Source organism: Deinococcus sp. YIM 77859 (assembly GCF_000745175.1).
GTDB lineage: Bacteria > Deinococcota > Deinococci > Deinococcales > Deinococcaceae > Deinococcus.
This window is the reverse complement of record NZ_JQNI01000002.1, coordinates 2,100,458-2,122,655: the sequence shown is the minus strand read 5'-3', so window position 1 is coordinate 2,122,655 and position 22,198 is coordinate 2,100,458. Positions and strand designations below refer to the sequence as shown.

Sequence of the window (22,198 nt, the reverse complement as noted above, 5' to 3'; positions counted from 1 at the left end):
CTCTCGGAAAGGGCAAGGTGCTCAAGGGGAGTGAGCGAGAGGGCCAGGCGGGACGACACGAGGCCAAAGGTATGGGGGAACTGCTGGAGACGATCACCGCCGTCTTGGGCTCCAACTGGCTGCTGACGTTGAACGCCTCCACCGAACGCGGCTTCAGCGCCCAGGTGGTCCAGGTACCTCGTCCCCCTCAAAAACAACGTCAAAGAGAAGGCATGGCCGTCTTAGCCTTCAGCAACCTCGTACAGAACGGGGTCACGGACGTGGAACGCCAGTGGGGCACTGAACACCGCAGTCATCACCGCGATACCGTGTGAAGATCGCTGCCGCTTGCGAAAGGGGCTTAGGGACGCGCAGTCCTTAATGGCGTGGTCCTGGCCCTGTTGACCTCACGGACGCGTCATGTCACCGCGCCCGTTCACCCTGAACTGGGTTGAGACAAAAGCCTGGTCAGGGTGCGGTAACGGTCATGGTCATGGTGAGGGTACCGGAGTACGTCCCAGCGGGGACACGCTGACCAGACGCAATGCGGAGGGTGGGCGTGAATTCGGCGCTGGCGGAGGACGTGCCATTCACGCTGAGCTGCTGACTGTACAGAGCCGTTCCCCCAGTGCCATCCCCCCAGACCAGGCCAGAGGGCAGGAGAAGCGAGTAGGCCAGGGCCGACCCAGCCGCTGTCCCCTGTCCGGTGAGGGAACGCGTCTCTCCTGTGAGCGCCAGGTCTACCCTCACGGTGATTGCTGTATCAGAGGAGCAGGTCACGCTAGCAACCGAACGCGTCGCCTCTACTCCCCCGAGCAGTGTCCAGGTGTACTCGATTCTAGAGATATGGAGTGGGGTCAGCGTGCAGCTGGGGGCAGCCTGAGCCAGTCCAGTTACCCCCAGCAGGGTCAGCGTCAGAATTCTTTTTCGCACGGAATCACCTCCGAGGTCAGGTCCAGGCGTACCGCGCAGCGGCGGGAGCCGTCCTCCTCGCGCAGCACGCCCGCGGCGGCCTCTAGGGGGGGCACGAGGGCCTTGCCTGCCTCATCCGCGAAGAAGAGCTGACCGCCGGGGAGTTCTAGGGTGGCGTAGGCCGCCACCTCGCTGGGGGACCAGCGCAGCTGCACCCAGCGGGAACGAATGAAGTTGCCCTGCCAGTCGTACCGGGAGACGCCGGGGCGCTCCAGCGTAAGGCTCAGGCTGCTCTGGCGGAAACTCACCTCGATGGGCAGATCATCCTCGTTCACCTGGATACGGATGGGTTTCCCGACGCGCAGGCCGGTGAGGACAATGTCGCCGCTGGCGTTCGTGGTGCCCTGGGGTCGCCCGTCCACCTCAATGGGGACCCCGGGCAACCCCGTCTGAAGGATCAGGGCAGAACCGTCGTCGAGATTGGCGGAGGCGCTGGTCTGCCCACCCACCCAGACCACACTGCCCGCAACGCGCCCCGCCACGAGGCCCCCACTGCTGGCCGTAACGCTGCCCGTGACCGCAGGGCGATTGAACTCGTAGCTGGCGGTGAGGTCAAGGGGACTGGTGTACTGGAGCCGCAGGCGGTCCTGACCCAGGATGCGGGTGTACTCCAGGCTGCTGGCCGGACGGCCCGAACCCACCTCCGTGCGAGCGGTCAGGGTACTCTTGGCGTCGAGCAGGGAGCGGCCCTGCACACCGATGCGGTAACGCCCAGCCGTGCTGGCCTCGGCATAGGCGAGGAATGTGGTGCTGCTCTCAGCCTGCCACTGCAGGCTGGCCCGCCCCACCGCGCTCTGATCGAAGTGGTACTCCGCCTGTCCCAGCACGGACACCCCACGCCCCAGGAACGCGCTGCCATCCACGCCCACCCACGACCGGGAGGCGTCTCCCGGTGTCAAGGCGCCGTACACGCCGATGCGATTCGGCCCCAGCACCCGGCTGTAGCGGGCCGAGTACTGCTGCTTCAGCCCCAGGTCACCCTGCCAGCCCAGCGCCACACCAAAGTTGAGGTTCTGCCGGGGGTCGGACCATTGGGCGCTGGCCGTGACCCGCCCGTTTCGGCCCGCTACATCCGCCGTGCCCTGCATCTGAAAGTCCGGAGTGACCAGAACGCTGCCCGCCGCCCGGAAGGTCACCCCGGTCCCCACCATCCAACCCGCCTCGCCCCTTACCGCAAAGCTGCCGGGCTGCACGAGGCTCTGCAGGACATACGTCTGCCGGTGGGTTTCCAGACGAGTGCCGTTGCGCCAGCGAACCTCCACCGTCCCCTGCACGCTGCGGGGGCGCAGTCCGCGAATGGTCAGGTGTCCTGCGGAGGCGGGGAACGACTGCACCGTCTGGCCGTCCAAAAGCACTTCCACGTCGCTGTCCGTGGGGAGGTTTACCTCGATGGGTGGGAGTTCCGCCGCCCGTTCGCTCAGCAGGGAGGCCCGCACCCCGAAGGTCTGCGGCACGCTTCCTCCCCGCCAGAACACGCCAGCGCTCAGGTCCGGGGCAAGCTGCAGGTCGGCACCGGCGGACAGGGTGTGACGGAAGGCGCTGCCACCATACTGCTGCGCGTACCCAGCCTCCACGCTCAGCGGCCCCCGCAGGTACTGCGCGCGCACCTGTCCCCACTCGCGCCCCGCGCTCTGCGGCCCGTTCCACTCGCCGTAGGCATCGTACTGCACGCGAAACAGCGCGAGGTCACTGGAGAGGTCTAGGGGCCTAATCTCCACCGTGTGCGTGCTGGACGGCAAAAGGGTGAAGTTTGCCTCCACCGCCAGCGTCAGCCCCAGCCGGTCCAGACTGAACTTCAGTTCGGGGCGCAGCCGCACATAGGCCTCACCGTCGCAGTCTTGTCGCCCCGCCACATATCCCCGCTCGGACGGGAGCAGCGCCGCCCCGGGCAGCCACAGTCCCTCCGGCGCGAGGTACACCAGTTGCACCCCCCGGTCCGAGCCGCCCACCGTCGTCTGAACCAGGAACGGCTCACCTGGCAGGCAGTCGGAAGTCTCCGGGCCCGAGGCCACCGGGAAAGCCGGCTCCGGCAGCGAACCCTGTGCCAGCCCGACCCCGCTTAGGCCAAGCGTGAGCAGCAGCAGTCCCTGTATTCGTCGTGAACGCCCCACCATTGCAGGCCCCTGCCCTAAGGATTCGCCCGCAGCGTAAGCTGCCGCAGCTGGCCGCCCTGGGTGAAGCTCAGGCCTACCTCCGCCGCGTTGCCGGGTACCGGAAAGCGCAGCGAGCCACCACCTAACAGGTTAAAGGCCGGAACCTTTGTCTTCTGCCCGCCCGCCGAGAGTTCGAGGTCGGTCAGCGTCGCGTAGCGGTTCCCGGTGTTTCGCGCCACCACGAACGTCCCCGTGCCGGAGCGTTCCAGCGCAAACTGAGGCTGTGCCGCCGCATTCTTGGGGAACACCATCAAGGGCAGGCTGAGGCGGTACAACGTAGTGAGCTGGATGGAGTTGGCCTCCTGCGCCTGGGCAGGAGTAGAGGGCAGTTCCTGCACGAACACCCGGTAGGCTTTCTCGGTGTTGGACGGCGCCCCACGCAGCGCAAAGCGGATGGTCTGTTCTTGTCCGGGGGCCAGCCGGAACGTCGCCGGGTTGACGATCACATCCCGTGTCGGTGCGAGCTTGTCCTCGCCGTCCTGCGTCCAGCTCGCGAGCTCCATTCGAAAGGAAGCCGGCTGATGGGACGTGTTGCGAACGGTGAGCTGCGTGCTGCGCTGGTTGCCTTCGAGTTTCAGGGAGATGGGAGCGAAGGAGAGGGAGGTAGCCGCCTGGGCCGAGGGGAGGACAACACCCAGCAGGGACAGGCGAAGGAGAGCAGGAAGGGAAGGAAGGATGAAACGCATGTCTTCTCCTGTAGGGGTAGAGGAAAGGAGGAAAGGGCCAGAAAAAAGAAGTCTCATTTGGGAGGGCCAAACAGCTTCGGCAAAAAGGAGCACCCGGGGAGAGTGCTCCTGTGAGAAGGAGAGTTACTGAGCGACAACTTCCAAGGTGACGGTTGCGGTCCCCGTGTAAGTGCCGGCCGCATCCGTTTGGTCAGGCTTCTCGACACTCACATTGATGGTTTGGGTCAGGCCAGTTGCCCCATAAACGTCACCACTGGTCGCCCCCATAGTAATGGTCGCGTTGAGCGAACCCGTCTTGGTCGGGTCAGTGTTGGAGAGCGTGGTGTCCGCGACAGAGAGGTTGTAGCTCGCCCCAGCGTTGCAAGTAACAGTCGTACTGGTGCTCCCCGTGCCCCCCGTCGTGCCCGTCCAGTAAAGGGTGCCGGAGATTGTGACATTGCCCAGGGGCGAAAGCGTGCAGGAGTCGCCAACCGTTGCCGTAATGGTGAAGTCCTCGGTGTTGCCGGTGGTTTGCCCAGCCGTAACGGTAGCGGCGGAGGTGAAAGAAGCACCCATCAGGGCCAGGGCCATCGCGAGCTTTTTCATAGGACACCTCGTGAAAGGAAGCTGCTCTTACCGAGCAGGGAGAGAACGAGCCGGGAGGCGGCGCCTAGGCCGCGCCGCTTCCCAACCCCAGGCATAGGAGGGGCAGGCGTCGGGCTTGCTCTGCCGGAAACGGAAGGCACAAAACGAGCAATGTGCAGTTGTGTGAAACTCTCCTTGCTGAGGGTTGCCAAGTTGCGCCACACTCGGCGTGTGACGGACAGGGCGAGGTCGGGGGTCGCACCACTAGCTCCCTCTGTTCTAGGTGCCCGGATTACCGAACAGAGTTCATCGCTTCGTTTCGCCAGGGCAACTTTGCTCTGGTGGCTGAAAGATGCCGCAGCGGCTCTTACACATCTCTTACGCGATACTCAAGGCGTTCTCACGTCCTTCTCAAGGAAAGGCAAAAGAAAGCGTGGCCGAGGAGTGGGCCACGCTCGCTTCTGGACGGTTGCGGTTACGCCTGCATCCCCCGTCCCTTTTGCCCCCAGGCGGGCGGCTTGGGCGCGAAGCGGCTGAGAATGGTGCCCTGGTCGTAGGCGAGGTAGGCCCTGGCCCAGGGGAAGGTGGCATTCAACGCCCGGATAGCCTCCGAGCTGCCCATCTTGCGGTCAAGCTCGTACAGCACGAACTGCTCGGGGGTTTCTAGGCGCAGGTAGGTGGGCATGGACCCGGCGTACTCGTCCAGCACACTCTGAAACTCGCCCACCGCGTCGGGGGTGGCCGTCTCCAGGTCGATGGTGACGTACATGACCTTGGGAAGCTCGGCGAGCTGCTCTGGCGACACGACCTCCTCTGCAATGGCGCGCAGGCCGCCGTCTTCCGATTCGAGCTCGACGATCACCAGGGCGGGCGTGTCGTTCACCAGCTTCTCGTGAATGCGCTCGTAGGCACGTGAAAAGGCTACCAGTTCGGTCTGCCCCGACTCGTCGGCCAGAATGAAGCGGGCCATCATGCCGCCCGACTTGGTGGGCTTCTTGACCACGTTCTCGACCATGCCCGCCAGCACGGCCTTGACACGTTTACCGGGCGCGACGTTCTGCGTCTGAAACCAGGTGTCGAGGTCGCTGATGCGGCAACTCGCGGCCTCGCGCAAACCCTCATGCTGTTCAAGGGGGTGGCCGCTGATGTAGAGGCCCAGTGCCTCCTTCTCGACGGCGAGGCGCTGGAGATCGGTGTAGGGCTCGACTCCTGTGCGGAGTTTCGGCTCGGGAGCGGTCTCGCTCATCCCAAACAGGGCGTCCATGCCGCTGTTCGCCAGCGCCGCCGCACCCTGCGCCCAGGCCATCGCGTCTTCCAGGCTTTCCATAAGCTGATGGCGCTCGCCAAAGCGGTCAAAGGCCCCCGACTTGATCAGGGCTTCCATCGCCTTGCGGTTGCAGACCCGATTCCCCAGCCGCGAGCAGAAGTCGGCCAGCGACCGGAATGGCCCGCTTTTCTCGCGTTCCTCCAGAATCTTCTGAACCGCGCCCTCGCCCAGCCCCTTGATCGCGTACAGCCCAAAGAGGATCTCCTCGCCGTGAACCGCGAAGTCCGCCGAAGAGCGGTTGATATCGGGGGGCAGCACCCGCACGTCCATCTTGCGGGCATCAGAGACGTACTCGGCCACCTTGTCGGAGTCGCGGCGCTCGACCGTGAGGAGGGCCGCCATGAACTCGACGGGGTAATTGGCCTTGAGCCAGGCGGTCTGGTAGGTAATCACACCGTAGGCGGCACTGTGACTTTTGTTGAAGCCGTAGTTTGCAAAGGCGTCCAGCAGGTCAAAGAGCCGGTTCCCCTCCTCTTTCGGCACGCCATTTTTCTCGGCGCCCTCCACAAAAAGCTGGCGCTGGCGCTTCATCTCCTCGGCGTCCTTTTTGCCCATCGCGCGGCGGAGCAAATCTGCCCCGCCCAGGGAATACCCCGCCACCTCCGAAGCGATCTGCATGATCTGCTCCTGATAGACCGGGATGCCGTAGGTTTCGCGCAGGATGGGTTCCAGCCACTTCTCGCTGTGGGGAAACTCATCGTAGGTGACGGGTTCGGCGCCGTGGTGGCGGCGGACGTAGGTCGGAATGTTCTCCATCGGGCCCGGGCGGTAGAGCGCCGAAAGCGCGATGATGTCCGCGAGGCGGCGGGGCTTGAGGCGGCGGGAGGCGTCCGCGATGCCCGCGCCTTCGAGCTGGAAGACTCCCTTGGTGTCGCCACGCGAAAGGAGTTCGAAGGTCTTCTCGTCGTCGAAGGGGATGGCATCGAAATCCAGCTCCAGCCCCTTGGACTCGCGCAGAATGCGCCGCGCCTCGTCCAGGAAAGACAGGGTGCGCAGCCCCAGGAAGTCCATCTTGATCAGGCCGATGTCCTCCACGGCCTTCATGTCGTACTGGCAGACCATGCCCTCACCGGACGTGTCGCGCATGACGGGCACCAGGTCGGTGAGCTGCGTTTTGCCGATCACCACGCCCGCCGCGTGAACGGAGGCGTGGCGGGTCAGCCCTTCGAGTTTCTGCGCGAACTCGTAGGCCTCCTTGAGCTGGGGGTCCGCCTCCAGCATCTGCCCGATGTCGGGCACCGCCTCGCGGGCCTGCTCGAGCGAATAGCTCTTGCCGAACTTGATCGGGATGAGCTTGGAGACCTTGTCGACCTTGGCGTACTCCAGGCCCATCACACGCGCCACATCCTTGAGGCAAGCCTTACTCGCCATCGTCCCGAAGGTGGCGATCTGGGCGACCTTGTCGTCCCCGTACTTCTGCTGCACGTACGCGATCACTTCTCCACGCCGGGCGTCGTTGAAGTCGATGTCGAAGTCGGGCATGGAGATGCGGTCGGGATTGAGGAAGCGCTCGAACAGCAGCTCGAATTCGAGGGGGTCGAGGTTGGTGATGCGAATGGCGTACGCGACGAGCGAGCCCGCTCCCGACCCGCGTCCCGGCCCCACGCTGATCCCCTGATCCTTCGCCCAGCCGATGTAGTCCGCGACGATCAGGAAGTAGTCGGGGAAGCCCATGTTGTTGATCACCGAGAGCTCGTACTCGGCGCGGCGCAGGATGGTGAGGGCGTGCTTGTGGTGGGCGCGCGTCGTCTCCTCGGCATCGGCCTGCGGACCAAGTTCGATGGCCGTGTCGCTGTCCTTCTGCCTGGCCCGGCGGCAGTCTTCAAAGGCATAGGCGGGAAGCTGACCAGCCTCGGCCTCCGCCTCCATCCCGGCCAGCGCCGGGTAGGGCGTGTACTTCTCCCCCGCCGCCTTGCCGCGCGCCTCCCACTCGCTGCCCATGAAGGCAAGGAGGGTGTAGAGCGTTTCGAGGTCGCAGGTCCGGGCGTCGCAGCCCCCCACCCGAGCGAGGACTCTGGCCTTGTCCTCCGGCCCTAGGGCCTCCAGCGAGCGCAGCGCGTAGTCACGCAGCAGCCCTTCGGTGACGTGCGCCGGATAGCGCTTCACCACGCCGCGGTACGTCTGCACCCGCAGCTCCTCCGCCATCGTGCGGCCCTCGGGAATGGGCAGGGCGGGCATCTGGTACACGCGCTTTTTGCCCACCGGCAGGTCCACATTGCAGAGAGAGGCGATGTAGGCCGTGTTGTCAAAGGGCTCCTCACCCCACTCGGCGACGGGCAAAGCCCGCTGCATCTCGTCGAGGCCCTTGACGTAGAACTCGTCACAGGGGAACTTAAAGCGGTTCTCGTCGGCGAGGGTCGCCTTGGTCTGGATAGCGAGCAGCGCCTCGTGGGCGGTGGCATCGGCCTTCTTGACGTAGTGACCGTCGTTGGTGGCGACCATCCCGATACCGAGTTCCTGCGCCCAGGCCCGGAGAATCGGGTTGTTCTTTCGCTGCTCGGGCAGGCCGTGGTCCTGAATCTCGATGAAGTAGTTCTCGCCAAAGAGGTCGCGGTACCACAAGAGTCTCTCTTTGGCCTCGTCCTCACGGCCCTGCAGAAGCAGCTGCTGCACCTCCGACCCCAGGCAGCCGGAAAAGGCAATGATGCCCTCGTGGTGCTCCTGCAACAGCTCGTGGTCAATGCGGGGCTTGTAGTAGTAGCCCTCGGTGTAGCCTCGGCTGCTCAGGCGGCAGAGGTTCTGGTAGCCCCTGAAGTCACGGGCGAGCAGCGTCAGGTGAAAGATGCCCTTTTCGCCGCTTACACCGGGTTTCTTGTCACGCCGGGTGCCGAAACCGGGCACGACGTAGGCTTCGTAGCCCAGAATGGGTTTCACCCCGAGCTGAGAAGCGTAGTTGTAGAAGTGCACCGCCCCATGCATGTTGCCGTGGTCGGTCATCGCGCAGGCGGGGTCTGTCGGCGTGACCTCCTTGACCCACTTCAGCAGGTCCCCCAGTTTCGCCGCGCCGTCAAGCAGGCTGTACTGGGTGTGCTGATGCAGGTGCGCGAACTTCTTGGGGCCGCAGCAGGAGCCGTCCGGCAGATGGATATGGGGTTGAGGCGCGCCTTCGGCGGTCATGCCCAGAGGATATGCCGGGAACAGAAGGGGCGGTGTGACGGCCCCGCATTTGTCCCCCCTGCCGCCCGCTAGCCTGGAGGCATGACGGCCGAAGCCTTTCCCCAGCCTTCCCGCGCGTTCGTGTCCCTGATCGGGGCGGGGCCGGGTGACCCGGGCCTGCTCACCCTCAAGGGTGCCGAGGCGCTGCGGCGGGCCGACGTGGTGCTGTTTGACTACCTGGCCAACCCCGAGCTGCTGCGCTTCTGTCCGCAGGCCGAGACCATCTACGTGGGCAAAAAGGGCTTTTCCGAGTACATCTCCCAGGAGCAGATCAATGCCCTGATGGTGGAAAAGGCCCGCGAGGACGGTGGCAAGCGGGTGGCGCGGCTCAAGGGCGGGGACGTGTTCGTGTTTGGGCGGGGCGGCGAAGAAGCCGAGGCCTGCGTGCAGGCGGGGATTCCCTTTGAGGTGGTGCCCGGCGTCACCAGCGCGATTGCTGCCCCTGCCTACGCGGGGATTCCAGTCACACACCGCCGGGCGGCCCGCAGCTTTGCCGTTCTGACCGGCAACACCCAGGAGGGAGAAGCGCACTACGAGCGGCTCTCGGGCGTGGACACCCTGGTGCTCCTGATGGGCGTGCGGAACCTAGAGGAGATCAGCGCCAACCTGGTGGCCGCGGGCCGGGCCCCCGACACGCCCGCCGCCACCATCCAGTGGGGCACCACCCCGCAGCAGCGCGTGGCGACGGGTACCCTTGCCACCATCGCCCAGCAGGTGCGGGAGGCTGGCCTAGAGGCTCCCGCCGTGACCGTGGTCGGGGAGGTCGCTCGCCTGCGGAACACGCTGCGCTGGTTTGATGTGCGGCCTGCCGGTCCCCTGGCGGGCCGCACCGTCGCCGTCACCCGCACGCGCGAGGGTGTCAGTGCCCTCGCAGACGTGCTGCGCGCGCGTGGCGCAGCGGTGCTGGAAGTCCCGCTCATCCGCTTTGCCCCCACCCGGGACGAGGCGGGACTCCAGGCCCGGCTGCGTGAGCTGGGCAGCGCTGACTGGCTACTCCTCACCAGCAACCAGGCGGTCAAGGCCCTCTTTGCAGAGCTGGAACGCCTGGACCTCGACGCACGGCACCTCGCAGGCGTGCAGGTGGCTGCCGTGGGCCCCAGCACCGCCCGCAGCCTGCAGGAACGGGGCCTGCGGGCAGACTTTGTGCCGAGAACGCCGGGGGCGCGGCATCTGGCGGCCGAACTCCCCGTGCAGCCCGGCCAGGTGGCGCTGCACCTCACCAGCCAGGTCGCCGAGGACGAGTTGCAGCGCTCCCTGGAGGCGCGCGGCGTGCGCTATGAGCGGGCCGAACTGTACCGCACCGAGCCCGCGCCGCTCAGCGCCCCCGAGCTCGAGCGGCTCCGGCAGGCCGACGTGGTCACGCTCGCCTCGGGCAGCGCGGCGCGGCACCTGGCCGCCCTTGCCGGAACAGCGTTCGCCGTGGCGGTGATGGGCCCGCAGACGGCAGACGCAGCGCGGGCCGCAGGCTTTAGCCGCATCACGGTCGCCCGGGAAGCCACGCTGGAGGCTCTGGCCGACGCAGCGGCCCAGGCCGCTCCCCTCCGCCCGGCACCCACCACTTCGGCCTAAGCAGCGAAAATGCTGTTCCAGCCCAGCTTCTTACCGTTCGGTCGGGGACGCTCGCCCCGGCTTTGCGCGGTATGCTACGCGCCATGAGTCTGGCGGCCTTCCTCGATCTGTCTGGTGAGGCAGCGCTTGTGGTGGGCGGTGGCCGCACCGCGCTGCGCCGCACACGCCTGCTGCTGGAGGCCGGCTTGCACGTCACGGTGGTCGCCCCCACGCTGCACCCGGACTTTGCGGGACTGCCCGTGCAGGTAGAGTGCCGTCCGTATGCACCGAGCGACGTGCAGGGAAGACGGGTCGTTGTGGCGGCCACCGACAACCCGGCGGTGAATGACGCCGTAGCCACCGATGCACGCGCGCTCGGTGCCCTGGTCAACCACGCAGGAGACGCGGGGCGCGGCAACCTGCGCTTTCCCGCCGTGTCCCGGCGGGGCAGCGTGCAGGTTGCCGTGAGCACCGGGCGAGAACTGCCCCTGCTCGCTCAGGCCCTGAGCGAGCGCGTATCGGCCCTGTTGCCCGACGAGGCCGCTGTGGAGGCCTGGGCTGCGCGGCGTGAACACGCGCTCACCCTGGCGCCCGCCGAACGGGAACACGAGCTTGCCGCCCTGCGCCGTGAGATTCGCGCGGCGCTGGCCCTGCCCCTAGGAGGTGCCGCGTGACGCTTGCCTGTCCCACTGCCCGCGCCTTTCTGGCACATCCGCAGGTCTTTCCCCCTGCGCCGCTGGATTTCGCCGTGGTGGGCCTCAACCACCAGACGGCTCCCGTTGAGGTGCGCGAGCGCGCTGCCGTGCGCGCCGGAGAGGAGGACGCGATCCTCACGCACCTTTCCCGGCACGCCCGTGAGGTGATGCTGCTTGCCACCTGCAACCGCACGGAGGTGTACCTCGCGGGCATCCAGGGTGATCCTGTGAGCGCCTTTGAGGGGGCCTGGGGACACGCGCTGGATGAGCACCTGTACGTGTACCGGGGCGATGAGGCCGCGGCACACCTGTACCGCGTCGCGGCGGGCCTAGACAGCCTGGTGATCGGCGAGACGCAGATTCAGGGGCAGGTCAAGCGCGCCTGGCAGGCGGCACACGCGCGCGGCCTCGCGGGGACCCTGCTCAACAAGATCGCGCAGGGGGCGCTCGCGGCCGGAAAACGGGTGCGCAGCGAAACCGGCCTCAGCGACAAGGTGGTCAGCGTGTCGAGCGCGGCGGTCGAACTCGCGCAGGCCGCGCTGGGCGACCTGGGAAACCGCACCGCCCTGATCCTGGGGGCGGGCGAAACCGCCGAACTCACCCTCACGCACCTGCGGGCCGCCGGTGTGCGGGACGTGATCGTGGTCAACCGCACGGCGGAGCGTGCTCGGCAGCTCGCTGAGCGGCTGGGGGGCCGCGCCTGCGCCGCAGAGTACCTGCACGAGGCCCTGCCCGAAGCCGATGTGGTGATTGCCTCCAGCGCCGCTCCCCATTACGTCCTGCACGGACCGGGGGTACAGGCGGCCCTCACCCAGCGCCCCGAGCGCCCGATGTTCCTGATCGATATCAGCGTGCCGCGCATCCTGAATCCCGAGATCAACCAGGTTCCCGGTGCCCACCTCTACAACCTCGACGACCTCACGGCCATCGTCAGCCGCAACCTGCAAAGCCGCCGGGCCGCTCTGCCGCAGGCGGAGGCGATCATTCGCGAGAGTGTGGCTGAGCTGATGCGCTGGCACCTCACCCGCGAGGCCCAACTCGTCCGGCGTGGGCTGGCGCTGGCAAGCGACTGATCCCCACTTCAGGTGAGGCGCAGCCGAACCCGAGCGCAGCGAGAAGAAGAACATCCGGTGTCTTTTCAGCGTGTTCTGGAAGCAGAGCAAGTTGGGATGATGTAGGCCCACCTTCCACATTCCGTGCCCCCTTTCCCTTACCCTGCCTCCCATGTGGACTCGCCTTCCTTCAAGCGCCCTGCGGCTCACCGGCGCGGACCGCGTGGACTTCGTGCAGGGGCAGATGACCAACGATCTGCGCGGCGCACCGACACCGGGTGTGGTTGCCTGCTGTTTTCTCACGGTGCGCGGGCAGATCGAGTTCTTCGCGCGGGCCTACAAGCGTGAAGGAGACGTGTATCTGCATCTGGACGCAGGGCAGGCCGCCGGGCTGGCGGCCCGGCTGCGGCGGTACATCATCTTCGATCAGGTGGAGATCCAGGACTTGACCAACGAGCTGCGGACCGTGCACGTCTGGCGGGAGGCCGATCTCCCCGGCTGGAATCCGGCGGGCGGGGACGCCCAGGCCTTTGAACTGGGGGGCAGCCAGGTGCTGGGGGGACGGGCCAACCGAACCGGCATGCCCGGTGTGGACCTGCACTACCTCGCCGAGCAGGAGGCGAACGTGCTGGCCGCACTGGGGAGGGAGGAGCCCTTCGATCGGCTGGAGACGGCACGGCTGCGGGCCGGCATTCCGGACGTGACGCGGGACGGCTTTGTGGGCACGCTTCCGCAAGAGGTCGGCTTGGACGTGGGCGGCCCCCTCCCGGCCATCAGCTACCGCAAGGGCTGTTATGTGGGACAGGAGATCATGGCCCGGCTGGAGGCCCGCGGGAACGCTCGGTATCACCTGATGCGCCTGTCGGGCGAGGGCCTCCCCGACCGCGCGGAGGTCACGCAGGGCGGCAAAGTGGTTGGGCAGGCGGGGCGGCATGCGGGCGGGCTGAGTCTCGCCCGGCTGCGCAAGGAACTCGCGCCGGGGGACAGCGTCCAGGTGGGCGGCGTCCCCGCGACCGTTCAAGCCCTTAGGGCCGATGCTTGAAGCCTTTGTCCGCGAGCTGCGGGCCGGAACACCCGCCGAGCTGACGCGAGCCGCCCGCCGCGCACAGGTGTTCGCCTTCCTGGTGCTGGCCGCGCCGGGCCTGCCGCTGGGAGCGCTGTACCTGCTGACCCGGCCCGCACCGCTGCCCCCCAGCTGGGTGGCTGCACTCGTGCTGCTGGGGGCGCTGCTCGCCTGGGTCGCCCTGCGCCTTGCCCACCAGGTCGTTAGCGACGCCGTGCAGCCGCCCGCCCGGCGCGTCCTGACCGCGGCCATCCAGGCAGCCACCGCGCCCGCCGTGCCCTTTTTGCTGGGTTGCGTGTGTCTTCATCAGCCTGCCGCCCTGGCTGCCCTGTGGCTGGTGGCCGCCCTGGCCTACGCCGCCGCTCGGGCCAGGATCCCCGGCTGGGTGAAAGCGGCGCAGCCTGGGAGAGGTTGAGGTCTGTCACGACTCGGAAAAGGCACGTTGAGGGCAGCCTCCGCCATCCGGCCGACGCACCCCGCCGGTTCCTCCCCTACCCTGGGCGGGATGTACGCCGAAACGCCTCGCCTGCTCCTTGTGCCCCTTACCCGTGAGGTGATCGCAGGGCGGCTCGCCCTCGCCCACGACGCCTTTACCGCTGTAGTCCCAACCCCGCGCGGGCCGCTTCCCGTGACCTATTCGCTCGCCTGGCCCGGCGATCTCCTGCCCCTCTTCCCGGCACGGCTGGCCGCCTTTACGCCGGAGGGGGAAGCCTGGAGCGCCACACTGGTCGAGCGGGCGACCCGGCGGGCGATCGGGCAGATGGGTGCCAAAAACGGGGGCCACCCCGACAAGCGGGGCGACGTGGAGATCGGCTACGGCCTGAACCCCGAAGCCTGGGGGCAGGGGTACGCGACGGAGGCGGTGGGTGTGCTCGTCACGGCTCTGCTCGCCCGGCCCGACGTGCGGCGGGTCACGGCCCGGACCGCCCTCACCAATCCCGCCAGTGGGCGCGTGCTGGAAAAGCTGAGCTTCGAGGAGGTCGGGAGAGCCTGGGACATGGAGGACGGCGAACTCATCCTCTGGGCACGACCGAGATGAAACACCCCCGGCGGGACCACCGGGGGCGAGGAGCGGGCGGGGATTCAGCGGGTTTTGGGGTCGTAGGCGTCGCGTAGGGCGTCCCCAAAGAGGTTAAAGCCCAGGCTAAAGAGGATGATAAAGGCCGCCGGGTACACCATCACGTACCAGTACTGCGGCTGGAGCCACGCGCGGGCAAAGTCCACGAGCTGGCCCCACTCGGCGTATCCGGTGGGGAAGCCCAGGCCCAGGAAGGACAGGGCCGCTACGCTGAGCGGTACGGTGCCCAGTTCCAGCACCGCGACGGTGAGCACACTCGCCAGGCTGTTGGGCACAACGTGCTTGACGATCATGCGCCAGTCGTGGGCACCCAGCGAGCGGGCCGCGTCCACGTACTCCAGTTGCCGGGTGCGCAGGACGTCACCGCGTACAATCCGGGCGTAGGACGCCCAACCGGTGACTGTAAAGGCGAGGATGATGGGGAAGAGCGGGTCTATGCCCGGGTTCCGCGCGCGCAGGAACGTGACCAGGATAATGGTGAGCACCAGGCCCGGCATGGCGAACAGCACGTCGATAAAGCGCTGAATCAGATTGTCGATCCAGCCGCCGTAAAAGCCGCTGATCGCCCCGATGATCACGCCGACCAGGAGGGTGATGCCCACGATGATCAGCGAGAGCTTGAACATCGTGCGGGTGCCCCAGATCAGGCCGTAAAAGATGTCATAGCCCTGGCTGGTCCCGAAGTACGCATCGGGGCCGGGCGGCGTGGGCGTGGGCGAAAAGCTCTCGCGCTCGATGGCGTAGCAGCTCTCCGGCGCGGCAAAGAGCGCCTGCCAGAACCCGGCGTTTGCCGGATTGTAGATCTGGCTGGGGCGACTCAGGTTCAGGTCACGCAGGCAGTTGGAGCCCGCCGAGGGCCGCGCGATCAAGGGCGCGAAAAAGGCGGTCAACATAAACAGCAGCGTGATGGCCAGCCCCAGCATGGCAAGCCGGTTGCGGCGCAGCTTCAAGACCGGGCGCGAGGTGAGAAAGGCGCGCAGTCGGCTTTCGCGCCGCTCGGTGGGGGGAGCACTCAACGTCGTCATCAGTCAAACCTCACGCGGGGATCGACCACCCCGTACAGGATGTCGGTCAGGGTGCTGACCACCACCACGATCAGGGCCGAGAGCAGGGCAAAGCCCAGCACCGAGGGAATATCGAGCTGCAGGGCCGACTGCACCACCCACTGCCCAATGCCGGGGTAGGCAAAGATCGTCTCGGTGATCAGAGAACCGCTCAGCAGGCTGATGATGAGGAAGCCGCCCAGGGTAATCACCGACAGCAGGGCGTTGCGGCGGGCGTGCCGCAGGTTCACCACCCGCTCCGGAAGCCCCTTGGCGCGCGCGGTTCGCACGTAGTCACTGGTAAGCGCCTCAAGCATATTGTTGCGCATCACCTTGAGGATGGTCGCGCTGCTGATGATGATCAGCGTCAGCGCGGGCATAATCAGGTGCCGCAGCACGTCGAGCGCGATGTCGTAGCGGCCATTCAGCAGCGCATCGATGCCCAGCATGCCGGTGTAGCGTTTCAGGTCCCCAATGGCGAACTGGTTGATCACCTCCAGTTGCCCGGCACCCGGAAGCCAGCCCAGGTATCCGTACAGCACCGCCAGCAGGATAATCCCCAGCACAAAGGACGGCAGGCTGTACCCCAGCACGGCAAAGACACGCAGCACCTGGTCGATGAAACGGTCCTTATTGAGCGCGCTCAGGGTACCCAGCCACACGCCGATCAGGATGATGGGAATGGCGGTGACCAGCGTTAGCTCCAGCGTATTGGGCAGGCGCTCGACGATGGTATCCAGCACCGGCTGGCCGCTGGCTTTAGAAAAGCCCAGGTCGCCTGACAGGGTGCTTTGCAGCCACTTGCCGTACTGAACCGGGAACGGCTGGTCAAGACCCCGGTCACGAATGATGCGTTCGAGCTGCGCGGCCTGCTGCTCGCTGCGGATGTACCCCGCGGCGCGCTGCGCAGGCGTCAGCAGCATGGTGAGGGCCACGATCAGAACCGACAGGGCCAGCATCACCAGCGGAATCTGAAGGAGGCGGCGGACGATGAAATTGAGCATGAGTAACCTCTGGAAGAACGCCTACGGGCGTGTTCGCCCGATTTTCCTCCCCGGGGGGGAGTCTGTGATGAACGTTGGTGAGTCTGGGATCAGAACGCCACGGCCCACACAGATGGGCGGGGGGGCAAGCGTCGCCCCCCCGGCCCCAGTTCCTCAGTTTACTTCTTGCTGAGTTCCTTCCAGTAGGTCCCGGTGTCGTCGAAGCTGATCATGGGGTTGTAGTTCTGGGCACTCACCCCGACCAGGTTGTCCCGAACCACCGTGAGGCCGATGCCCGCCGGGATCAGAATGAAGGGAGCCTGCTCGTAGGCGCGCTGACCGACCAGGCTGTACAGACGGTTACGGGTCGCCTGGTTGGTGGTGGCGCGGGCCTGCTCCAGCCACTTGTCCACCTGCGCGTCCTTCCAGTTGCTGCGCGGGTAGTAGTACCCGTTGCTGCTGTAGAAGGTGTACATGAAGTTGTCCGGGTCGGCGTAGTCGGGGGCCCACCCGATGATGATCATGGGCTCCTTGCCGCTCTTGGAGTCGTTCAGCAGCGCAGACCACTCCTTGGCCTGGAGGTTCACGCGGAACTTGGGGTTCAGCGCCTCGATATTCTTCTTCAGAATCTCCATCGCCGTCTGGGAGGCCACGTTCCCCGCGCGGTAGGCGGCGTTCAGCGTGAAGCCGTTTTTCCACATCTGGCCGCCCCAGGCGCGCTGGCAGTACGCCTTGGCCTGCGCCGGGTCGTACTTGTAGGTCTTCACCTTGGCGTCATAGCCCGGGAAGGTGTCCGGGAGCAGCATGGTGCGCTGCTTGCCCTTCCCGTTCTGGACGTCCTGGATGTACTGGTTGTAGTTAAAGGCGTACGAGAAGCAGCGCCGGACATTCACGTCACTGAAGAAGTTGGCCGGAATACCCTTGCCGTCCAGTTTGCCGCTGCCCAGGCGGCTGCTGTCCTTGATGTTCTCGTTCATGAAAATCGCGGTGGCGGTGGTGTTGGGCAGGTTGTCGATCACCACCACGCCGGGCTTGCCCTTGAGCTGCTCCTCGATGTTGGCACGGCCACCAGCCTCGATCAAATCGGCGTCACCGCGCAAGAAGGCCTGCTGCCGGGCGGCGAGCTCGGGCACCTTTTGAATCACCACGTTCTTGATCGCGGGCTTCTTGCCCCAGTAGCCGTCAAAGGCCTGCAGCAGCGTGGCGTTGGCGTCCCGGCGCACCAGGCGGTAGGCCCCCGTGCCGCTGGGCTGCTTGTTCAGGTTGCTGCCCTGCAGGTCCTTGCCAACCCAGTTTTTCCAGTCGGCCTCGGTGCCCTTCCACTCGCCGATGGCGATGGCGTGCTTGCTGTCCACGATGCTCTGGCCCGCGTAGGCCAGCTTGGCGAGGAACGCGGGGTCCACCTTGGGCAGCGTGAAGACGAGCTGGCCCCGGCTGTTACACTCAACCGCCTTGTCGATCTTGTCCCAGGTGATGCTCTTGTCGTCGTTGGCGTTCGCACCGGTGCCCAGCAGGCTTTCCGAGATAAACCAGTTGCCGGACTCGGCCGAGTTCGTCACCAGGTTGCGCTCAAAGGTGTACTCCGCGTCACGGCAGGTAAAGGGGTTCCCCGAGTGGAACTTGACGTTCTTGCGCAGGTCAAAGGTGTAGGTCTTGCCGCCGTTGCTGATGGTCCACTTGGTGGCGAGCAGCGGTTCAAGTTCGCGCAGGCTGGAGCCCTTGTAGGTCAGCAGCGTCTCGTAGATGTTCTCCACAATCGCGCCGGACGCCGTGTCGTAGGTGGCCGTGGGATCCAGGGTGGGAATATCGGCCCCCCACTGCACGACCAGCGTGTCTTTGGGGCTGGCGGCCAGGGCCGCGCCGGAGAGAAGCAGGGTGCTGAGCAGAGCGAATTTCTTCATTGCGCCTCCTGGGCTCAAGGTACCGCACGCACCGCAACCTTGGTTGTGAACATGGGGTACCGGATGTAGGGTTAGACAACCGGCATGATAGCGCAGCCTGAGCAGCGGGTGTGAGAGAACCCAAAGCGTGCCGCGAGGTCAAGCGCGCGTCTGATCCTCCGCGGAGGCTTTTCAGGCTTGGGAGTGCCATACTGCCCCGCGTGAAGAAACGCATCCTGCTGCTGGCGGGCGGTCAGTCCGGTGAACACGAAGTCAGCCTGATGAGCGCCCGCAGCGTGCTTGCGGCGCTGCCCCGCGACCAGTTTGACGTGACGCCCGTGGTGATCAGCAAGCAGGGCCGCTGGCTGTCTCCCACCGAGACGCAGCGGGCCATCGAGAGCGGCAGCGCGCCGCAGGGGGGGGACCTGGTGCTGCACCGCGCAGCCAGCGCCGAAGGGTACGACGCCGTCTTTCCCCTGCTGCATGGGCCGATGGGCGAGGACGGAACCATTCAGGGCCTGCTGACCCTCGCCGGGATTCCCTTTGTGGGCTCGGGGGTGCTGGGCTCGGCAGTCAGCATGGACAAGGTGATGACCAAGCAGGTGTTGGCCTCCGCCGGTATTCCTCAGGTGGCCTGGCGTCTTGCGGTTCGCCGCGAGTGGCACGACCGGCCCGAGGTGGTGCGCGCCCGAGCCGCCGAACTGGGGTATCCCCTCTTTGTCAAGCCAGCCAACCTGGGCTCCAGCGTGGGGATCAGCAAGGTCAGTCGGCCCGAGGACCTCACGCGTGCCCTGGACCTCGCCTTTCACCTTGACCGCCGGGTGATCCTGGAGGCGATGACCGCCCACAAGCCCCGTGAGCTGGAGGTGGGCATCCTGGGCAACGACGCGCCGGTGGCCAGCCCGGTGGGCGAGCTGCGGTTTAGCGCAGACTTCTACGACTACGAGACGAAGTACACCGAGGGCCGCGCCAGCATGCACATTCCCGCCCCGGTCCCCACCGAGGTCGCCGAGCGCGTTCGCGAGCTGGCCCTCACGGCCTTCCGGACGCTGGACTGTGCGGGCCTGGCCCGCGTGGACTTTTTCTATGTCGAGACGACCGGCGACCTCTTTCTGAACGAGGTGAATACCATGCCGGGCTTTACCACAACCAGCATGTACCCCAAGCTCTTCGAGGCCGCTGGCCTAAGCTACAGCGAACTCGTGACGCGGCTGGTGGAACTGGCGCTGGAAAGGCGGTAGATGGGCTCCGGCAGGGCCGCATCCGTGGGTGAATGAAGTTGACAATTCTGAGTAGTATGCTTAGGATTCTGCCCGTGAGACGCTTTCTGCTGGCCACCACAGCCCTCTTCCTGACCGGCACCACCCTCGCCCAGGCACAACAGACCCTGACGGTGTACTCCGGCCGGGCCAAGACCTTTGTCGAACCCGTCGTGCAGCAGTTCGAGCGTGCGACCGGCATCAAGGTGAATGTCCGCTACGGCACCGACAGCCAGCTGGTCGCCGCCCTGCGCGAGGAGGGCCAGCGCAGCCCCGCCGACGTGTTCTGGGGAAACAGCGTGGGCGCGCTGGGCGAGCTGGCGAGTGACGGCAGATTCGTGAAGCTGGGCACGGCCCTCACCCGCAACGTGGCCGCCAACTACGTGCCCGACGACCGCTCCTGGCTGCCCACCACGGTGCGCTTTCGGGTGCTTGCGTACCACAAGGACCGGATCAAGCCCGAGCAGCTTCCGGACAGCGTGCTGGACCTCCCCAAGATGACCGCCCTGAAGGGGCGTATCGGCTGGACGGTGAGTTACCCCTCCTTCCAGGACTTCCTGGCGGCGATGATCGCCCAGTACGGCGAGGCGACCACCCGGCAGTGGCTGGAAGGCATGAAGGCCCTGCAACCCAAGGACTACAAGACGAGCAACGTGGGGATGCTGGAGGCCATGCGCGCCGGAGAGATCGACGTCGCGCTCACCAACCACTACTACATCCAGCGGGTCAACCGCCTGAACTATCCCATCGAGACCTACTTTTTCCGAAACGGCGATATCGGCAACCTGGGGAACGCCACCGGCGCGGCCATCCTCAAGACCAGCAAGAACCAGGCGGCGGCCACTCGGTTCCTCAGCATGCTGACCGGCAAGGACGCCCAAACCTTTTTCCTGAGCGTGAATTTCGAGTACCCCGTGATCGGCAACATCCTTCAGCCGACCACCATGCTCCCCTACAGCGACGTGACCCGGCGCAGCCCACGGCTTGATCCCGCCGTGTTGCCCAAGAACCTCGACAAGGCCCAGAGGCTGCTGCGGGACGCGGGCCTGCTCTAAGGCTGCCGCTGGCCCTTTCCCTCGGCGAGCGCCCGTGCGGCAGTCACCGGCGCTCGCCGCCTTGTTGAAGCGCGTTCCTTCCGGCTTTCCGGGACACCTCGCCCTCAGCCCGACCCGGCTGCTCTGCTACAGTAGCGCGGCTCGCTGCCCATGACGACCCGACGTCTTCCCCTCGCCCTGGCCCTGCCCGCGCTGCTCACGGCGCTGGGCGTGCTGCTGCCGCTCTCGTACCTGGTGCTGCGAGCGCTGGGAGCACAGGGGGAGGAACTGCGCGAGATCGTGTTTCGGCCGCGAAACCTGGAGCTGCTGGGGAACACCCTGGGCCTCGCGACCGGCGTGCTGGTCGCTGGGACAGCGGTGGCGCTGCCGCTGGCGTACCTCGCCGCCCGAACGACCTTTCGCCCCCGGCGGCTGCTCACGCTGCTCGGCGTGCTGCCGCTGGCCCTTCCCGGCTATGTGGGAGCCTACGCGCTGATCGCAGCGAGCGGCCCGGGCGGCACGATTCAGGCCCTCACCGGCGTCGCCTGGCCGGGACCGAGCGGCTTCTGGGGAGCGCTGGGCGTTCTTACCCTCTTTACCTTCCCGTACCTCTTTCTCAACCTGCACGCGGCGCTGCGAACGCAGGATCCCGCCCTGGAGGACGCCGCACGGCTGCTCGGCCGAACGCCGTGGCAGACTTTCCGGGCGGTGACGCTGCCACACCTGCGGCCCGCGTGGCTCGCCGGGGGCCTGCTCGTCACGCTGCACGTGCTGGGGGACTTCAGCGTGGTGAGCCTGATGCGCTATCCCACCTTCAGCGCGGCGATCTACCAGCAGTACACCGCCGCCTACGACCGGGTGTACAGCGCGTGGCTCGCGCTGATGCTGCTGGCGGTGACGGGGCTGGCCCTCGGGCTGGAAGCCCGGCTGATGCGCGGCGTGTACCTGACGCGGGTGTCGCCGGGGGGGGCGCGGCAGCCCACGCGCTTTCCCCTGCGCGGCTGGACGCTGCCCGCCTGGGCCTTTGTGCTTGTGCTCGCGGGGGCGGCCTTGGTCGTGCCGCTGGGGACCATCCTGTACTGGCTGCGTCTCCCGAACCCCTCCGCGCTCGCGGGGGTGCTGGAGGCGGCCTGGAGCTCGCTCGGGGCGGCGGGGACCGCGGCCGTCACGACCACAGCGCTGGCCCTTCCGCTCGCGTACATCGGCAACCGCTACACGGGGCGCGTGGCGCGCGTCACCGAGCGGGTAGCCTACCTGGGGTATGCGACGCCGCCGCTCGCCTTGGCGCTCGCGCTGATCTTTTTTGTGCTGCGCTCGGCACCGGACCTGTACCAGACCTTTGTGCTGCTGATCCTGGCCTACACGCTGCACTTCTTGGCGGAGGCGATCGGTCCCATTCGCACCGCCCTAGGCCGCGCCACGCCCCGGCTGGAGGAGGCGGCGCGGGTTCTGGGGGCGCCGCCCAGCCGCACGCTCTGGCGAGTCACGCTGCCCCTGCTGCGGCCAGGGCTACTCGTGGGCGCGGCCTTTGTGTTCCTGAGTGTGCTCAAAGAGCTTCCCCTCACGCTGCTGCTTGCGCCCACCGGCTTCGAGACCCTTTCACGCAACGTGTGGACCTACACCGAGGAGGCGCAGTATGCCGCCGCCGCGCCCTACGCACTGGTGCTCGCCGCGAGCGGAGCGGTGCTGACCGGGCTCATTCTGCGCAGGGAGAGGTGACCCGTGG

18 protein-coding genes and 1 riboswitch are annotated in these 22,198 nt (G+C 66.6%); of the genes, 10 read left to right on the top strand and 8 right to left on the bottom strand.

Features of this window, described 5'->3' with window-relative positions:
• Window positions 1-71: 71 nt before the first annotated feature.
• Window positions 72-314 carry a hypothetical protein gene (locus tag EI73_RS10465; RefSeq protein ID WP_156103514.1) on the top strand — a complete coding sequence of 81 codons (243 nt, stop codon included), beginning with the start codon at window positions 72-74 and terminating at the stop codon, window positions 312-314.
• A 133-nt stretch (window positions 315-447) separates the two neighbouring features.
• Here EI73_RS10465 and EI73_RS15955 read toward each other — a convergent pair whose 3' ends face one another.
• The 5 genes from EI73_RS15955 to dnaE all read right to left on the bottom strand — a co-directional run bounded on the left by EI73_RS15955 (window position 448) and on the right by dnaE (window position 8,798).
• Window positions 448-912, bottom strand: a complete 465-nt coding sequence (locus tag EI73_RS15955; protein ID WP_197050758.1) for a spore coat protein U domain-containing protein — start codon at window positions 910-912, stop codon at window positions 448-450.
• On the bottom strand, window positions 894-3,065 hold the full coding sequence (locus EI73_RS10455; RefSeq protein ID WP_034386543.1) for a hypothetical protein: 2,172 nt from the start codon (window positions 3,063-3,065) through the stop codon (window positions 894-896). The genes EI73_RS15955 and EI73_RS10455 overlap by 19 nt, the downstream gene beginning before the upstream one ends.
• A gap of 14 nt (window positions 3,066-3,079) precedes the next feature.
• On the bottom strand, window positions 3,080-3,790 hold the full coding sequence (locus EI73_RS10450; protein ID WP_034386542.1) for a molecular chaperone: 711 nt from the start codon (window positions 3,788-3,790) through the stop codon (window positions 3,080-3,082).
• Window positions 3,791-3,913: 123 nt separating this feature from the next.
• On the bottom strand, window positions 3,914-4,375 hold the full coding sequence (locus EI73_RS10445; protein ID WP_156103512.1) for a hypothetical protein: 462 nt from the start codon (window positions 4,373-4,375) through the stop codon (window positions 3,914-3,916).
• Window positions 4,376-4,595: 220 nt separating this feature from the next.
• A riboswitch (cyclic di-GMP riboswitch) is annotated at window positions 4,596-4,679 on the bottom strand.
• Between the two features lie 150 nt (window positions 4,680-4,829).
• Window positions 4,830-8,798, bottom strand: a complete 3,969-nt coding sequence (dnaE, locus tag EI73_RS10440; protein ID WP_034386540.1) for a DNA polymerase III subunit alpha — start codon at window positions 8,796-8,798, stop codon at window positions 4,830-4,832.
• Between the two features lie 81 nt (window positions 8,799-8,879).
• Here dnaE and cobA point away from each other — a divergent pair, with 81 nt between their 5' ends.
• The 6 genes from cobA (at window position 8,880) to EI73_RS10410 (ending at window position 14,234) form a co-directional block, all read left to right on the top strand.
• On the top strand, window positions 8,880-10,406 hold the full coding sequence (gene cobA, locus EI73_RS10435) for a uroporphyrinogen-III C-methyltransferase (RefSeq protein ID WP_034386539.1): 1,527 nt from the start codon (window positions 8,880-8,882) through the stop codon (window positions 10,404-10,406).
• A gap of 83 nt (window positions 10,407-10,489) precedes the next feature.
• Window positions 10,490-11,059, top strand: coding sequence for a bifunctional precorrin-2 dehydrogenase/sirohydrochlorin ferrochelatase (locus EI73_RS10430; RefSeq protein WP_231557319.1), 570 nt, complete (start codon window positions 10,490-10,492; stop codon window positions 11,057-11,059).
• Window positions 11,056-12,153 carry a glutamyl-tRNA reductase gene (gene hemA, locus EI73_RS10425; RefSeq protein ID WP_034386536.1) on the top strand — a complete coding sequence of 366 codons (1,098 nt, stop codon included), beginning with the start codon at window positions 11,056-11,058 and terminating at the stop codon, window positions 12,151-12,153. Before EI73_RS10430 ends, hemA begins: the two co-directional genes overlap by 4 nt.
• Before the next feature lie 151 nt (window positions 12,154-12,304).
• Window positions 12,305-13,174 carry a folate-binding protein YgfZ gene (locus EI73_RS10420; RefSeq protein ID WP_034386534.1) on the top strand — a complete coding sequence of 290 codons (870 nt, stop codon included), beginning with the start codon at window positions 12,305-12,307 and terminating at the stop codon, window positions 13,172-13,174.
• Window positions 13,167-13,610: a hypothetical protein gene (locus tag EI73_RS10415; protein WP_034386531.1), complete on the top strand. Its 444-nt coding sequence runs from the start codon at window positions 13,167-13,169 to the stop codon at window positions 13,608-13,610. The genes EI73_RS10420 and EI73_RS10415 overlap by 8 nt, the downstream gene beginning before the upstream one ends.
• Before the next feature lie 90 nt (window positions 13,611-13,700).
• A complete protein-coding gene (locus tag EI73_RS10410) occupies window positions 13,701-14,234 on the top strand; it encodes a GNAT family N-acetyltransferase (protein ID WP_034386528.1) in 534 nt (177 codons plus the stop codon).
• A gap of 44 nt (window positions 14,235-14,278) precedes the next feature.
• On the opposite strand, the gene EI73_RS10405 is transcribed toward EI73_RS10410, so the two are convergent.
• The 3 genes from EI73_RS10405 to EI73_RS10395 all read right to left on the bottom strand — a co-directional run bounded on the left by EI73_RS10405 (window position 14,279) and on the right by EI73_RS10395 (window position 18,200).
• Window positions 14,279-15,298, bottom strand: coding sequence for an ABC transporter permease (locus EI73_RS10405; protein WP_034386526.1), 1,020 nt, complete (start codon window positions 15,296-15,298; stop codon window positions 14,279-14,281).
• Entirely contained in the window at window positions 15,298-16,320 is a 1,023-nt protein-coding gene (locus EI73_RS10400; RefSeq protein ID WP_034386523.1) for an ABC transporter permease, read from the bottom strand. The genes EI73_RS10405 and EI73_RS10400 overlap by 1 nt, the downstream gene beginning before the upstream one ends.
• A 158-nt stretch (window positions 16,321-16,478) precedes the next feature.
• Window positions 16,479-18,200: an ABC transporter substrate-binding protein gene (locus tag EI73_RS10395; protein ID WP_034386519.1), complete on the bottom strand. Its 1,722-nt coding sequence runs from the start codon at window positions 18,198-18,200 to the stop codon at window positions 16,479-16,481.
• A gap of 200 nt (window positions 18,201-18,400) precedes the next feature.
• On the opposite strand from EI73_RS10395, the gene EI73_RS10390 reads away from it, so the two are divergent.
• The 3 genes from EI73_RS10390 (at window position 18,401) to EI73_RS10380 (ending at window position 22,191) form a co-directional block, all read left to right on the top strand.
• The gene (locus tag EI73_RS10390) at window positions 18,401-19,420 is read left to right on the top strand and encodes a D-alanine--D-alanine ligase family protein (protein ID WP_034386517.1); all 1,020 of its coding nucleotides are present in this window, start codon (window positions 18,401-18,403) and stop codon (window positions 19,418-19,420) included.
• Between the two features lie 74 nt (window positions 19,421-19,494).
• Entirely contained in the window at window positions 19,495-20,493 is a 999-nt protein-coding gene (locus EI73_RS10385; protein ID WP_034388093.1) for an extracellular solute-binding protein, read from the top strand.
• 150 nt (window positions 20,494-20,643) lie between these two features.
• Window positions 20,644-22,191 carry an iron ABC transporter permease gene (locus EI73_RS10380; RefSeq protein WP_034386514.1) on the top strand — a complete coding sequence of 516 codons (1,548 nt, stop codon included), beginning with the start codon at window positions 20,644-20,646 and terminating at the stop codon, window positions 22,189-22,191.
• The last annotated feature ends 7 nt before the right edge of the window (window positions 22,192-22,198 follow it).